We start from the raw sequence: 12,421 nt of genomic DNA on the forward strand, positions 1-12,421 counted from the left end.
GGCCACTTTTTATGATAAAGGAGAAAAACAAATGACTGAAACTATGTTGAACACACCAAATGAGAAAACCTTAGTAGCTGAACTTATTGAAGCTAAAGTAGCTTTAGCTAAGGCGGAAATGCAGTTAGAATGGCAAAAGGCTGAACAAGTTAAAAAAGACGAACCGGAAGTTATGGCTCCATTGTTTGAGGCTTTGGCCAAGGCTCAAGCTGAGTTTGGAGCTGTAACAGCGACAAGTAGAGTCACGTTTAAGAACGTGGACTTTAAGTTCGCCCCTCTCTCAGAGATTTTAGGGGCTGTACGTCCAGCACTCAATAAGTATGGTCTAACTTTGACGCAACAAACCAAACATATCCCGTTTGGTAATGCTAATGGACTCAAAGTTGTGACGACACTACTTCACGAAAGTGGTGCCTCTTACGCTATTGAGTCTGTTCCTGTGTTCTACAATGTCAATGACATTAAGAACCTGGGAGCTCAGGTGACTTACCTACGTCGATACGAGGTGAAAACCTTGCTTGGCATTGAGGCTGATAGCGAAGAACTAGATATGGACAATGTGCCAAATCAATCGCAATCAACACAAGAAACTGGTAATTATGGTAATAACCACAATTATCAATCAAATGCCCAAGCAAAAACACCTCGCAAGCCAACAGGTGCTCGCTATGGAAAGACAACCAAGTCTGCGTCACTTGCTACTTCTTTGAGTAGTAGTGAACAGACATCACTAAGTGAGGTGACATCAGCTGCTAACAAAGTTGCAAGCGATAGTGTATCACAAGCAACTAGTGAAGTTGAAGTACCTTCTCAAAAGAGTGAAATAGCTACCACTTTAGAGCCAAAAGGGACAAAAGCAAATGCTTGTAACGACGATCAACTGATTCAAATGGTTGCTCGTGGTGAAGAAGCGGCAATGTCTCTTGGGGCCACAGAAAGCCAGTTGCTTGAGTGGTCTGAACTAGGCGAAAGTAAAGGGTTGACTGTTCAACTCAAAGCTTTGTCTGATTTTGTTGCTAAACAACGTCAACAAGCACAACAACAATAGGTGTAGAACCAAAAGTGGTCAAGCTTTATTACGGCAACAACATAAGAGAAATGTTCATTAGTGCCATTATCTGATTGGCATTAAGTGAACATTATCCAGAAGGTAGAACTATCCCTGGGTGAGAAAGAGTATGATATAATAGGAAGAGAATTATAGAACATGATATTATAAGAACGAAGGTAGGAATGGATATGCAAAACATTAATGATCTTTTTGAAGCATATATCGCAGAAGAGGACTCTATTAAGAGGGAGTTTTTGCTAAATATGTACAACCATGCTTTGCAACAGAAGCAAAAAGAGGTGATTAGTCGTGACTACTTTGTCAGATAAACAATCACCAGTGTTTTAGATCTTTTCCATTCAAACCGAACTTATGTCGAACAACAAGTTTGGTACACTTTCTTTAAACAGACACTTCCAGAGCTGTTGGTTATTGGGGTTGTGGCCATTCTAGGCTATTTTTCCCTATGCAACTTGCTTTGCAACAAATTGGTTTTTAAACTATTAGTTGCCGTAGTATTTCTAATCCCTATTCTTTTGATAGAAGGGATTCAACACCTTTTTCGTAGTTGAACAAAGGAAGGAGACGTCTATTATTAATATACTGTGTTTTTTAGAGGGTGCCCATAAGCCCAAAAAACATAGGCAATGTATGGCGAAAGTGTGTACTTATCTAAAGAACGACGGGCATAAGGTTCGAGTAGGGTATGTTTCACTAGCGGGTCTTGAAGCTTTGGATAACAGAGGAGTCAATTCAATGAGTGAAGCCGTTCCCGGAAAAAGAGTCTGGTTAATCGTTTATGATGAAAATCGTCCCTGTAAGTCCTATACAAATGAAGATATTCATTACTATAAGGAATTTGTGGATTTGTTTTCGTCACGTCTGAAACGTAGACTTTATTACGAAGCTATGCTTAACGAACTGACAGCCCTCAAAACAAGAACAGAAAAATGGTCCTAGGGGCCATTTTTTGTTTTATAAAGGAGAAAAAACAATGACAAAAAGAGAAAAAGCCTTGTGGTTACACGAGCACTACAAGAACTACTCCCTTAAATGGTACCTAGAGAATGATGCCAGATTAAATGCGATGTTTAGGAAAGTTTATCATCGCTATATGACTGACCTCAATGCACGCGCTTCGAAAGCGCAATTGTCTCATATTGAGGACCTGGGCAGACGTATGCGAGAGGTATATGAAGATGTCTATGGTACTAATTTTGATAGCGATTGTCGCTTAGACCGTGCAGAGACGAATCGAAAGGTGCAAGCTATCCGTTCTATGTGGGTAGTAGCGCCAGCCTAGGAGGAGGTAGTTATGGATAGAATTATGATTTTGACCAATACGCTACCTGAAGAAAGTAACATTTCGGTTATCTATAAGGGTGACGTTGCTGTTGTAGTTGCAAGAGATAACCAGGAGCGTTTGCTTTTTAAAGTAACCACAACCGCAGCAGTCGCTATGCAACTGCAGGAAAAATGGCTTGTGGTTTAACAGGTAAAGGAGAAAAACAATGACAGAAACAATTACTAGGAGACAAGTTAGACATCCTAAAGACTTTGGTGATAGAGAGCTATTCAAAAGGGCTTTCACTCACTGGATTCCTTCAGAAAAGGTCGATGCCTTGTATTCTGAATTGCAAGGAGATTTTAAGAAGGTCTTTAAGAAGGTCTGTGAGTTAAGTATCGAGGAGTTAAAACATTATGGATTAACTCAGAGAGATGCTATTGCCTTTCTTTCAATGCTTGAACTTTTCAAACGTTCAGAAGGTGAGGAAGAAAAGCCAACTTGTGTCACTGGGACAGGATATTTTGCTCAAAGTATCCAAAAAGCCTATGGACATAAGAAGCAAGAGCATCTTGTAGTGTGGTACTTAGACGTGCATTATAACGTTATCGAGGAGCGAGTAGTTTTCATCGGTAGCGTTCATCGTAGTATGGCGTGTCCAAGAGAGATTTTTCACTATGCAGTGAAGAATTTAGCTCGCTACGTGCTGGTAGCTCATAACCATCCCTCTGGAAGTGTATATCCTTCCAATAATGATATTAATGTTACTGAGGCCCTTGAAGATGCTGCAAAGCTCTTTGAGATGGAGGTCTTAGACCATGTTATCGTAACGAAAGATAATTACTATTCTTTTAGAGATAACGGAAGAATGCGTTGTTTCTAGGAAGGGAGAAAAAGAATGGGAAATATTTCTGATGCCTTTGGAAAGGTAACGATTTCCGCACCAACATTTTCAGATATTGAAGTGCTTGTGGCTACTCATAGGGTAATCAATGCCAAAGCTTGGACCCCAACGACTCTAAAAGGTCATCCAAGAAAAGCAGATTGTATCACAACTGAAGAAGGACTTGTCTCAGTGACACTTCCTTTTACAGCTTGTGGGAATTGGAATATTCGAGAGAATATCGATAGCTTTTTGACTAACATCTTAAAGCAAGATAGCACTCTTAGTGATATCCCAATGTCTGCCACATTTGATTATGTGGATGCAGAGTCTGGCGTAAACTTTATTTATAAAGCAACCGTTATGACTCGCAATGTCCCAGGTAAAGGGGTAACCACTAAACTCTTAACAGATGAAGACCTCGGAGATTACTCAGAGTCTTATCTGAAAGAGTTAGAGGGAGTCTATGAGCAAGAGCTTGCTTTAGGCCGACTGTCTATCTAAAAATGGTGTTATAATAGGTATAAAGAAAAAGATGTAGCGAGGAGACAAAGCATGAAAGAGACCTTCTTTTGGACCTTTAGTTCAGATGCGATTTCGACCTTATCTGATTTGACGTCAGAAGGGTTTGAAGTTGATTGGACGGTAAGGAGTTCATCTGATGCTATGACCAGTGGTTTTGTGATTCAAGGTGAGATTTCTGGAATGATTGAGTTCACTCCAGAGCCTAGAGATGCTTACACCTTTGTTCATAAGCTAGAGGTTCGTATGGACAAGAAAAACCAAGGGATAGCAGGGCGTTTGTTAGCACATGTTGCCCAAGATGCTTTCAATCGTGGTTTTGAGGGCTTCATGATGTGTCTTTCAAAGACTGCTCTTTTAGATTACTACGTACGTCGCTACGGTTGCAGTCGTATTGCAAACACCAATCGTGTGATGTTTCATACGGCAGCATGCCAGTTGCTTATTGACCGATTTTTGAAGGGAGGCGAAAGCTAACCATGAGGATAGTTGAACAATTTAAGGCAGACTGGAAGTCTTCAGGTTTACCGAATAAACCTTACAAGACACCAGAGGAGATTGAAATGATTAAGAATGGCAATCTTGTCTGGGCTGCGCGTGTTGAAGAAAAATTGGGGCGTGAGTTAAGCCCACGAGAACTTGATGAGATGCAGTGGTGAGTTACTGCTATAAATAGTGTATCGTGCAAGATACATCGCATATTTGATATATAAGAGAAAGAGGAAGGTATTAGCCCTAGGCTACACCTTCCTCTTTTTCTATGGAGGAGAAAAAACAATGACAACATTATCAACAAGTTTACTAGGAAGAAAACTGTTTGAACGTATTTCCTCTGATAAAGAGGTTAATGGTTCATTTTCAGGAATGACCTTGCATCAGTTTTTGAATAAGACTGGGAATAGCCATCTTTTTATCAAGAAGGATGGAATGGTTGCTATCAATACCTTGTTAGTACAAAGTGGGTTAATGCCTATTTCTTGTGAAGAGGCGTTGGTAGCAATGGAAGACTTAAAGATGACTAGTTTAAGGTCACAATTTGGGTTTTTCATTAAACCAACCCAATATAAACGTCAAAATCCAGAAGTTTTGGTACGTTTGGGAAGCAATCGTAAGGTTGTATTCCATCGCTATTACTTTGATAATGGCTACATGGCTAACCTGGTTTATCAGGTAGAAGATGACCAGATTGAGTTCTGCCAGTCTTCTGTCTTTAAGAGTTGGGACAATGGTGAGTATCATCTTACTTACGATACGCCAGTAACAGAAGATGTTGAAGACATCAACACGCGCAAGGAGCTGCTTTCTTTCTTACGTCGTGTCGAGGAGCTTCCTTCTGTTAAGTAGAGAAGTTATGGTAGTCCAGTTTCTAAAATAAAAAGGAGAAAAACAATGACAAAAAAACATATCTATATTTATAAAAAACAAAAAACTCAAGAGGTCTTTGCGGATCTTTTTGCCAAAGACCTTCTTGAAGGCGTTACAACTTTCCCTCAGATTGATAACGCTCAATCCTATTCATTCTTGGAACTCTCTTGTCTTTATCTCAAGAGAATTCTGGAAATGAAGGAGCGTAAGGTTCAAACCCTATTCGTTGAGGGAAAACCCGAACCAGCACTCGCTTCAGCATTGTTACAAGCACGTGCTATGGGGCTGAATGTTGTCATCAAATTGAAGACAACTGAAAGCAATAGCGAGACACAAGAAGAGTTCAAGGAGCTCGGTCTTGACGATGTTGTAATGGCTTGACCTGAATAAAAAAGGAGAAAACAATGACAATCACTCAAGGACTCTATTATATTGAAAAGGTTCACCAATATAATAGTAATATTGCTGGATTTCCGTCAGACCTAATTGATGACCGGATTGCGTCGATTATTGATAGCAACAAGTCGGATATGCAACAAAGTTTGCTATGCCGACCAGTTAGGAACGTGGTTTTGAATCGAGAGGGAGTATCTAACCTTCCTCCGATTGAGATCCCGTTTGAATCTTCACTTTATTATGAAGTTGAGGAAATCAATCCTGGTCTATCAAAGTTGATTATTACCACAGAGCATGCAGAAGCTTTTCAAGAAGCTGATATACACATGTTGGAAACTCGCTTGATTATGTTACAGCGAGCAAAAGAATGTGGAAATTTTACGACAAGTAATTTTCCGAGTCGTTTTCCAAAAGAAGCAAGAGATGATTTAAGTCAATTAGATCTTCTAGCTTGGGGAACAAAAGATATGCCAACCTATCTTTTCTGTCTGATGGAATCTGCATTAGACAGTTACAGAGGATTTTATTCCTTGAGAGACCTAATGGAGGATGCTAACGGTACCCTTCAGCAAGGTTACGATAAAGCTGTGTATTGGCTCTATAGTGGAGTCAAAGGTCAGTACGAATATTAAAGGAGAAAGATAATGACTAAACATAGTTATATAGCAACATTTAAACGTAAAGACGCAACCGTCTTTGCGAAAACGTTTCTAGCTTCAGATTTGTTTGAGGCTGATGAACATGCACTACAGTATGCGACTAAGCGAGACATTCTCTATCTCGACTTAGGGCCTGCAGTTCAGTAGAAAGGTAAGCTACGTATTTTATACGTGGCTTTTTTAAAAGGGTTATACGGTCTACTGGTTTTTATTGCTTGCCAAAAACTCGTGCTCTGGTGGATCCTTATTGAAGGAATTAAACCCGAAATAGTTGATAAAAAAGAAATAAAATGCTAACATTTAATAAAAGTGTTAGCATTTTATTTCTTACGAAAGGATAGTGCTATTATGAATAATATTGAAATGATTATGGCTTCTTTTCAACAACATCAAGGATTTTTGACCTTTCAACAAGTACTTGAAGAGAAATTACCTTACAAAATATTGCTGAGAATGATTGATGAGGGACAAGTAGAGATTGAAGGAAAGGGGTTATATCGCCTCCCTGATACTTATCTGGACGAATGGTTTGTGGCGCAGCAACGTTTTTCAAAAGGAATTTTTTCTTTAGAAACAGCTCTTTGGTTACATGGATTATCACTAACAGTTCCCTTTGAGATGACGATGAGCTTTCCTTATGGAACCAATACAAAAAATGTTAAATCAGAAGGTATACGTCCGTTAGTTCTTCGTTCTTATTATGATGAAGGAATTATTGAGCTTGAGCGACAAGTGGGGCAGAAGATTAAGGTTTACGAGCCGGAGAGAGTTTTAGCAGAATGTTTGAGACCAGTTTATCAAGTTGATGTTCAAGTTATAGCTCCTGCATTTAAGATGTATTTTCAAAATCACAAAGTTAACTATTCAAAACTGTTTCACTATGCACAGTTATTCAAGGTGACTAATAAGTTGCAATCTTACATGGAGGTATTAACCTAATGTTTTCCAATGCAAATAGCTTTAAGGCAAAGATTAAGAATATGGCTAAGGATAGAGGTATTCCTGCCCAGCAGCTTCAGCAAAACTTCCTGATTGAACAGGTATTGAAATTGATTGCTAAAAGTTCCTATAAGGATTCTTTCATTGTTAAAGGCGGTTATCTAATAGGACAGTTGATAGGACTTGATAAGAGAACGACAATGGATTTAGATGTGACACTTAAAGGGACTGCACTTAGCCAAGAAAATCTGATTACCATCTTTGAAGAGATTCTTTCGGATTCGGACGATGTCTTTTCATTTGAAGTAGATAAACTAGAGCCGATTCGTCAAGATGACGAATACGGGGGATTTTCTCTAAAACTCAATGCTACATTTGATACTTTAAGAGAGGTTGTTTTCATCGATATTACAACGGGTGATAAGATTACACCTAGAGAAATTACTTATTCGATGCCATCCCTATTTGCAAATGAAACCATTGAGGTTTGGACTTATAATTTGGAAACTGTTCTAGCTGAAAAATTGGAAACGATTATTAGCCGAGGAGTAGCATCAACACGTCCTCGTGATCGTTATGACCTTTTTACCTTGTATCATATCAGAAAAGATGAGATAGATTTCGATGTGTTGCGTAAAGCTCTGGCCAATACTGTAGAAAAACGAGGAAGTAAAGAGGCTATTGATATTTGGGAAAGTCAGCTAAATAGTATTGAAACTGATGAGTATCAAAAGCAACTTTGGACACGTTATCAAAGACAATTCAAATATGCACAAGATATTTCTTTTGAGAAATCAGTTCAGATTGTTAAAGAACTCATGACAACTATTATGTAATATAAAACGGTTCATTACCATATATTGGGTAGTGAACCGTTTTTTGTCTCTAATCCTTCTGGTAAAAGGAACATTCATATCCATTCGCTCGAAGGTTGCTATCAGGCATCCAGTTAGGTGCTATACCCATTAGACTTGCTATATCTTCAAGGCTTTGGTCTTTATCACACTCAATGAAGACTTCATCATTAAGGAGTTGCTATGTATTGGTGGTAGTGTAAAATAAGTTGTGTAAACACAAAATAATTGACAGTATATTTTTGGTTGAAAAGTCTTTACAAATATGGTAAAATAGCTTTAGAATTGATTATGTGCTCATGGGGTTATCTCACCATGACGTTTAACGCAAGGGGAAACTCTTGCGTTTTTTGTTTTGAAAGTCTGTTAAAGTTAAATAGACAAAATGTCTTTAATAAAGAGTCCCCCCCAACCCAAGATAAATGTATGATGATAGGTATGGTAAAAAATAAATGAAGCTAGGAAGTTAAGAATATGGAAATCAAAGATCACTTTGGTGTATACGGAGTCTGTCTTCAAGATGGGAAACTTCTCTGCATTGAGAAAACGAGAGGACCTTATCAACAGCGTTTTGATTTACCGGGTGGTAGTCAAGAACTCGGTGAGGGGTTGACAGAAACTCTTAAGAGAGAAGTTTTGGAAGAGACAGGATATGCGATAAGCTCTTATTCAAACCCTAGAATCTATGATGTGTTGGTTCAAGAAGAAGGGCAAGACTTCGCCGTATACCATATCATGGCCTTTTATGATATCGTACTCGATTTCGAACGCTCTCAACAATCCCTTCCTCAGGAGCTTCTTGATGGAAGCAATGATTCAGCAAATGCAATTTGGTTGAATTTGGAAGAAATTACTGCAGACAATGCTTCACCTTTAGTATTGAAGGTGAAGGCAGAGTTGCGAGGATTTCCAGAATTAGAACTGACAAGCTATAATAATTGGAAAGTAAAAGAAATAAAGGAGAAGAAATGACACCTCAAGAAATGTGGAATGCCTACAAGCAAATTAACCCCTCAATCGGAGATGAAATCGATGCTTGGGCTTTTGGAGTAGAAGCCGATCTCTTGGCAGATTTGGTGTTAAAAGGTGAAAAGACGGCAACTGCATCCGCCTATGATCTTTATGCAGTTGATAACGACCCCCTGCCACAAGAAGGGACCTTTGATGTTGTTTTAGACAGTCAAGATCAAGCTGTCTGCATTGTCGAAGTCACAAAGGTTTCTGTTCAGCCTTTCCATCAAGTGTCAGCCGACCATGCCTACAAGGAAGGTGAGGGTGATAAATCTCTGGCCTATTGGCGTCAGGTTCATGAGGAGGTTTTCACCGAGTGGATGAGCGAGGCCGGACTGACTTTTACACCTGACAGCAAGGTGGTTTTAGAAGAATTTCGCAAAGTTTATCCATTATAGAACACCCTCTCCTTCTTGGAGAGTTTTTTGATATGGATCTTATTTTCCAAAAGGGTTAAAAAATGATGTAATGTAAGCGATATTATACAGAAGCACAGGAACAGTACGACCGCAGGGCTAAACAAAAAGGTCGGAAGTCTTGTTTGAAGTTGATGAACACGCCTGAGAGTATGATACTAAGCGAGATATTCTCTATCTCGTCTTAGGGCCTGAAGTTCAGTAGAAAGTTAAGATACGTATTTAATACGTGGCTTTTTTAAAAGGGGACATACCAGATGCGTTTTAATTCTAAAAGTGACAGAGATTTGGCTTTTGAACAGGCTTTTTTGAGGTACCATATCATAAAAAAGAGCTACTTAAGTTTTCGAAATAACAGCTGTCATCGGCACAAGAGACAACTCTAAAAGAGTCAGATGAAACGTCCGAACTTAATCAACTTACAAATGGCGCAGCAGTAGCAGATTTAGTTGTCTATGCTTTCCCAAATGATATAGCATTACATTGGGAATTTATCCAAACCTAAGCTAATGCTTACTGATAGTAGAAAACAAATAGGCACTTAAATTTTTTTAACTTTGATATGATACCTCTAAAGTAGACACGGTAAATTCCTAAAAGTAATAAACTAAGTATTTTTTTCATTTTCCAAACCTCCTTTAATAATATTATACTAGAAAAATATTACAATTATGTAATACAAAAATAGACAAACAAAAAATATTGATTAATAATTATTCAATTTCTATTGAAAAAACTAAAAAGGAGTTGTATAATGATTGCGAAATATGGTAAAGGAATAAATAAGACATCAGAGCTAATTTTAATATAATAGTTAATTAAGCAGGGTAAATAAGATGTTTTTCATCTTATTATGAGGAGGCAGATTATGTCAAAAAAATAAGAATTTTTAATTTGATAATTACAGCAGGGTTTATTTTATTAGCCATTATTTGTACTTATACTCATATTGACTATTTGATAAGTCTAGTCGGATTAGGAAGCTTGTTAATTATACTTGTTTTAGGAAATTATTATTATAGATATTGGGATAAAAAGAGACACAATAATAAACATAAACAAAATAGAAGTATTAATATTCCATTGATTTTATTTTTCATTTTTCTTATTTGTGAACTGATTATAATGGGGATAATGCTTAGCTTAGGTGGTGGTGCTCCACTTAAAATCCAAAAGATACTAGCTTGTTTACTATGTGTTTCAATATTTTGCATGTTGGTTGCTGGATATAAATTTGAAGATAACAAATTCCAAGATTCTAAAAATTTTTCAGAAGTTAGATACCTTGGTATAGCTATAAATCCTAAACATCCAATAGGTCGTATAATCTATATTAGTGCCTTTATCCTAATATTTATTATATTTTGTTTACTATTAATTTTGGGTCCCACACATTAACTCATATAATTGAAGGAGGTAACATTATGAGTAATAAACGTATTTTTGGTGATTCTTTAAGAGATATGGACAAACAATCTAAATTTAGTTTAGATGTCCCAATGGATATCGCAGCTTCATTGACTTTTGATAACCTATCCGAGCAAAATCTTCTAGCTCCATATGATTTTATAGAAAATGAAAGAATTCATTATGGTATGTCTAAGGATGATGTCTATTTACTGAAACCAACCGTAGAATATAGTAAAGGATGGTTTTATACCGTATCTTATGTAGCTGTACACGAAGTTGCGGCTGGTGCAAATGTAGTGGCAGGGCTGACCACAGTACTAGGAGCTGCAACTGTAGTTGCAGTTGCATTAGGAGTTCTAACTTCTGACCCTGATAAAAGTGAAGACTTTTTCAAAAAAATAGATAATGAATTTTTATCCAAAGTATCTCGAAAGGCACTTAAGACTGGTGGAGTATCATATTTAAAAGATGTAATTGAACAATTTGTTCAAACAGTTAGAGAGTATAATAACCTAGGAGAAGTCAATGAATGATTTAGAACCCAAACCTCGGACAGCAGCAATACTTATGACATATCAATGTATTGCTGAATGTGATGAATGCTGTTTCTCTTGTTCGCCTCGCCTAAAGGGGACTTCTTTAAGTTTCGACAAAATAAGAATATTTTTAAATAAGGTTAAGCAAATTGGGAGTATAAAAGTTGTCGTTTTTTCAGGTGGAGAATGTTTTATTAATTTTGAATTGTTAATTAAGAGTATCAAATATGCACACGAGTTAGGATTTCTGACAAGATGTGTAACTAACGGATTCTGGGGTACCAGTATAGAGTCTGCTAGAAAACGAGTTCAAAAATTAAAAGACAACGGATTAAATGAAATTAATTTTTCAACTGGTGATAGTCATCAAAAATTTGTTCCTGTAGAGTATGTTTTACATTGTACAATAGCAAGTATAGAAAAGGGACTATTAACTTGTATTGCAGTAGAGACTAATAGTAGTAAAAAATTTAAAGTAGAAGATTTTATAAATCACCCACTCTATTCTAAATATATACAAGATAAAAGTTATTCTAAACTTTTAAAAGTTATGCCTACGATATGGGTTTCCTTTCATACGGATACAGTTTATAAATTTGATAAGACGCTTTTGTCAGGTAATGATGAAGGATGTGATGGAATATTTGATACAGTTGCCTTGGAGCCTAGAAATGATGTAGTAGGGTGTTGTGGTCTCACTTCTAATGATATTAGTGAGTTACACTTAGGTAAAATCATGGATTCAGATTTAGAAGAACTATTATCTAATCATCATAATGATTTTTTGAAAATATGGATTTTTGTAGACGGCCCTAAAAAAGTTGTTGAGATGGCTTCTAAATGGTTAGGGGAAATGTCACCAAGTTTTGCCCATAAGTGTTTATACTGTGCTTATTTATACAATAATAAACATTTATTAGAGGCAATAGAAAATAATTATATGGAGATTAGAAACGAGGTTTTGACAAGATATTTGGAAAAGGTGGTTATATTTAATTCAATAGCAAGTTAATTATTGTAAAGTTTTCAGAAACTGATAGTGTGGTAATTATAAAGGAAAATCAATATTATGAAATTCTTTTGGAACTTTGTAA

At 37.0% G+C, this 12,421-nt stretch carries 20 protein-coding genes; all 20 read left to right on the forward strand.

The features are described from left to right. Nucleotides 1-31: 31 nt before the first annotated feature. The 20 genes from HSISS3_RS01890 to HSISS3_RS01970 all read left to right on the forward strand — a co-directional run bounded on the left by HSISS3_RS01890 (nucleotide 32) and on the right by HSISS3_RS01970 (nucleotide 12,339). Nucleotides 32-1,048 (forward strand): ERF family protein, encoded by a 1,017-nt coding sequence (locus HSISS3_RS01890; protein WP_021151518.1) that lies wholly within the window; start codon nucleotides 32-34, stop codon nucleotides 1,046-1,048. 191 nt (nucleotides 1,049-1,239) lie between these two features. Then, a complete protein-coding gene (locus HSISS3_RS11885) occupies nucleotides 1,240-1,380 on the forward strand; it encodes a hypothetical protein (protein WP_021151519.1) in 141 nt (46 codons plus the stop codon). Nucleotides 1,381-1,702: 322 nt separating this feature from the next. After that, on the forward strand, nucleotides 1,703-2,011 hold the full coding sequence (locus HSISS3_RS01895; protein WP_083320431.1) for a hypothetical protein: 309 nt from the start codon (nucleotides 1,703-1,705) through the stop codon (nucleotides 2,009-2,011). A 34-nt stretch (nucleotides 2,012-2,045) separates the two neighbouring features. After that, nucleotides 2,046-2,354 (forward strand): hypothetical protein, encoded by a 309-nt coding sequence (locus HSISS3_RS01900; protein WP_042771735.1) that lies wholly within the window; start codon nucleotides 2,046-2,048, stop codon nucleotides 2,352-2,354. A 12-nt stretch (nucleotides 2,355-2,366) separates the two neighbouring features. Then, nucleotides 2,367-2,543 carry a hypothetical protein gene (locus HSISS3_RS11890; protein WP_021151522.1) on the forward strand — a complete coding sequence of 59 codons (177 nt, stop codon included), beginning with the start codon at nucleotides 2,367-2,369 and terminating at the stop codon, nucleotides 2,541-2,543. A gap of 19 nt (nucleotides 2,544-2,562) precedes the next feature. Continuing rightward, a complete protein-coding gene (locus tag HSISS3_RS01905; protein ID WP_021151523.1) occupies nucleotides 2,563-3,219 on the forward strand; it encodes a JAB domain-containing protein in 657 nt (218 codons plus the stop codon). Between the two features lie 15 nt (nucleotides 3,220-3,234). Further along, a complete protein-coding gene (locus tag HSISS3_RS01910; RefSeq protein WP_021151524.1) occupies nucleotides 3,235-3,723 on the forward strand; it encodes a hypothetical protein in 489 nt (162 codons plus the stop codon). A 51-nt stretch (nucleotides 3,724-3,774) separates the two neighbouring features. Then, on the forward strand, nucleotides 3,775-4,218 hold the full coding sequence (locus HSISS3_RS01915) for a GNAT family N-acetyltransferase (RefSeq protein ID WP_021151525.1): 444 nt from the start codon (nucleotides 3,775-3,777) through the stop codon (nucleotides 4,216-4,218). A gap of 2 nt (nucleotides 4,219-4,220) precedes the next feature. Continuing rightward, the gene (locus HSISS3_RS01920; RefSeq protein ID WP_021151526.1) at nucleotides 4,221-4,400 is read left to right on the forward strand and encodes a hypothetical protein; all 180 of its coding nucleotides are present in this window, start codon (nucleotides 4,221-4,223) and stop codon (nucleotides 4,398-4,400) included. Nucleotides 4,401-4,518: 118 nt separating this feature from the next. Continuing rightward, on the forward strand, nucleotides 4,519-5,085 hold the full coding sequence (locus HSISS3_RS01925; protein WP_021151527.1) for a hypothetical protein: 567 nt from the start codon (nucleotides 4,519-4,521) through the stop codon (nucleotides 5,083-5,085). Nucleotides 5,086-5,130: 45 nt separating this feature from the next. Then, a complete protein-coding gene (locus HSISS3_RS01930; protein WP_021151528.1) occupies nucleotides 5,131-5,487 on the forward strand; it encodes a hypothetical protein in 357 nt (118 codons plus the stop codon). 23 nt (nucleotides 5,488-5,510) lie between these two features. Then, the gene (locus HSISS3_RS01935) at nucleotides 5,511-6,134 is read left to right on the forward strand and encodes a hypothetical protein (protein ID WP_021151529.1); all 624 of its coding nucleotides are present in this window, start codon (nucleotides 5,511-5,513) and stop codon (nucleotides 6,132-6,134) included. Between the two features lie 12 nt (nucleotides 6,135-6,146). Next, nucleotides 6,147-6,308, forward strand: coding sequence for a hypothetical protein (locus tag HSISS3_RS11895; protein ID WP_021151530.1), 162 nt, complete (start codon nucleotides 6,147-6,149; stop codon nucleotides 6,306-6,308). Nucleotides 6,309-6,509: 201 nt separating this feature from the next. After that, a complete protein-coding gene (locus HSISS3_RS01940; RefSeq protein WP_021151531.1) occupies nucleotides 6,510-7,100 on the forward strand; it encodes a type IV toxin-antitoxin system AbiEi family antitoxin domain-containing protein in 591 nt (196 codons plus the stop codon). Further along, nucleotides 7,100-7,936 carry a nucleotidyl transferase AbiEii/AbiGii toxin family protein gene (locus HSISS3_RS01945; protein WP_021151532.1) on the forward strand — a complete coding sequence of 279 codons (837 nt, stop codon included), beginning with the start codon at nucleotides 7,100-7,102 and terminating at the stop codon, nucleotides 7,934-7,936. The genes HSISS3_RS01940 and HSISS3_RS01945 overlap by 1 nt, the downstream gene beginning before the upstream one ends. 492 nt (nucleotides 7,937-8,428) lie before the next feature. Continuing rightward, on the forward strand, nucleotides 8,429-8,926 hold the full coding sequence (locus tag HSISS3_RS01950; protein WP_021151533.1) for an NUDIX hydrolase: 498 nt from the start codon (nucleotides 8,429-8,431) through the stop codon (nucleotides 8,924-8,926). Further along, nucleotides 8,923-9,363: an ASCH domain-containing protein gene (locus HSISS3_RS01955; protein WP_021151534.1), complete on the forward strand. Its 441-nt coding sequence runs from the start codon at nucleotides 8,923-8,925 to the stop codon at nucleotides 9,361-9,363. Before HSISS3_RS01950 ends, HSISS3_RS01955 begins: the two co-directional genes overlap by 4 nt. Before the next feature lie 918 nt (nucleotides 9,364-10,281). Next, nucleotides 10,282-10,779, forward strand: a complete 498-nt coding sequence (locus HSISS3_RS01960; RefSeq protein ID WP_240472101.1) for a hypothetical protein — start codon at nucleotides 10,282-10,284, stop codon at nucleotides 10,777-10,779. Between the two features lie 26 nt (nucleotides 10,780-10,805). After that, a complete protein-coding gene (locus tag HSISS3_RS01965; RefSeq protein WP_021151536.1) occupies nucleotides 10,806-11,324 on the forward strand; it encodes a hypothetical protein in 519 nt (172 codons plus the stop codon). Continuing rightward, nucleotides 11,317-12,339, forward strand: coding sequence for a radical SAM protein (locus HSISS3_RS01970; RefSeq protein ID WP_021151537.1), 1,023 nt, complete (start codon nucleotides 11,317-11,319; stop codon nucleotides 12,337-12,339). Before HSISS3_RS01965 ends, HSISS3_RS01970 begins: the two co-directional genes overlap by 8 nt. Nucleotides 12,340-12,421 lie beyond the last annotated feature (82 nt).

The organism is Streptococcus sp. HSISS3, assembly GCF_000448605.1.
GTDB lineage: Bacteria > Bacillota > Bacilli > Lactobacillales > Streptococcaceae > Streptococcus > Streptococcus raffinosi.

Excerpts from the sequence above, each read along its gene's own strand:
- HSISS3_RS01905 (WP_021151523.1), top strand. The coding sequence starts at position 2,563 with ATGACAGAAACAATTACTAGGAGACAAGTTAGACATCCTAAAGACTTT.
- HSISS3_RS11895 (WP_021151530.1), top strand. The coding sequence starts at position 6,147 with ATGACTAAACATAGTTATATAGCAACATTTAAACGTAAAGACGCAACC.
- HSISS3_RS01900 (WP_042771735.1), top strand. The coding sequence starts at position 2,046 with ATGACAAAAAGAGAAAAAGCCTTGTGGTTACACGAGCACTACAAGAAC.
- HSISS3_RS01945 (WP_021151532.1), top strand. The coding sequence starts at position 7,100 with ATGTTTTCCAATGCAAATAGCTTTAAGGCAAAGATTAAGAATATGGCT.
- HSISS3_RS01930 (WP_021151528.1), top strand. The coding sequence starts at position 5,131 with ATGACAAAAAAACATATCTATATTTATAAAAAACAAAAAACTCAAGAG.
- HSISS3_RS01910 (WP_021151524.1), top strand. The coding sequence starts at position 3,235 with ATGGGAAATATTTCTGATGCCTTTGGAAAGGTAACGATTTCCGCACCA.
- HSISS3_RS01940 (WP_021151531.1), top strand. The coding sequence starts at position 6,510 with ATGAATAATATTGAAATGATTATGGCTTCTTTTCAACAACATCAAGGA.
- HSISS3_RS01950 (WP_021151533.1), top strand. The coding sequence starts at position 8,429 with ATGGAAATCAAAGATCACTTTGGTGTATACGGAGTCTGTCTTCAAGAT.
- HSISS3_RS01925 (WP_021151527.1), top strand. The coding sequence starts at position 4,519 with ATGACAACATTATCAACAAGTTTACTAGGAAGAAAACTGTTTGAACGT.
- HSISS3_RS01890 (WP_021151518.1), top strand. The coding sequence starts at position 32 with ATGACTGAAACTATGTTGAACACACCAAATGAGAAAACCTTAGTAGCT.
- HSISS3_RS01915 (WP_021151525.1), top strand. The coding sequence starts at position 3,775 with ATGAAAGAGACCTTCTTTTGGACCTTTAGTTCAGATGCGATTTCGACC.
- HSISS3_RS01965 (WP_021151536.1), top strand. The coding sequence starts at position 10,806 with ATGAGTAATAAACGTATTTTTGGTGATTCTTTAAGAGATATGGACAAA.
- HSISS3_RS01935 (WP_021151529.1), top strand. The coding sequence starts at position 5,511 with ATGACAATCACTCAAGGACTCTATTATATTGAAAAGGTTCACCAATAT.
- HSISS3_RS11885 (WP_021151519.1), top strand. The coding sequence starts at position 1,240 with ATGCAAAACATTAATGATCTTTTTGAAGCATATATCGCAGAAGAGGAC.
- HSISS3_RS01970 (WP_021151537.1), top strand. The coding sequence starts at position 11,317 with ATGAATGATTTAGAACCCAAACCTCGGACAGCAGCAATACTTATGACA.
- HSISS3_RS01895 (WP_083320431.1), top strand. The coding sequence starts at position 1,703 with ATGGCGAAAGTGTGTACTTATCTAAAGAACGACGGGCATAAGGTTCGA.
- HSISS3_RS01920 (WP_021151526.1), top strand. The coding sequence starts at position 4,221 with ATGAGGATAGTTGAACAATTTAAGGCAGACTGGAAGTCTTCAGGTTTA.
- HSISS3_RS01955 (WP_021151534.1), top strand. The coding sequence starts at position 8,923 with ATGACACCTCAAGAAATGTGGAATGCCTACAAGCAAATTAACCCCTCA.
- HSISS3_RS11890 (WP_021151522.1), top strand. The coding sequence starts at position 2,367 with ATGGATAGAATTATGATTTTGACCAATACGCTACCTGAAGAAAGTAAC.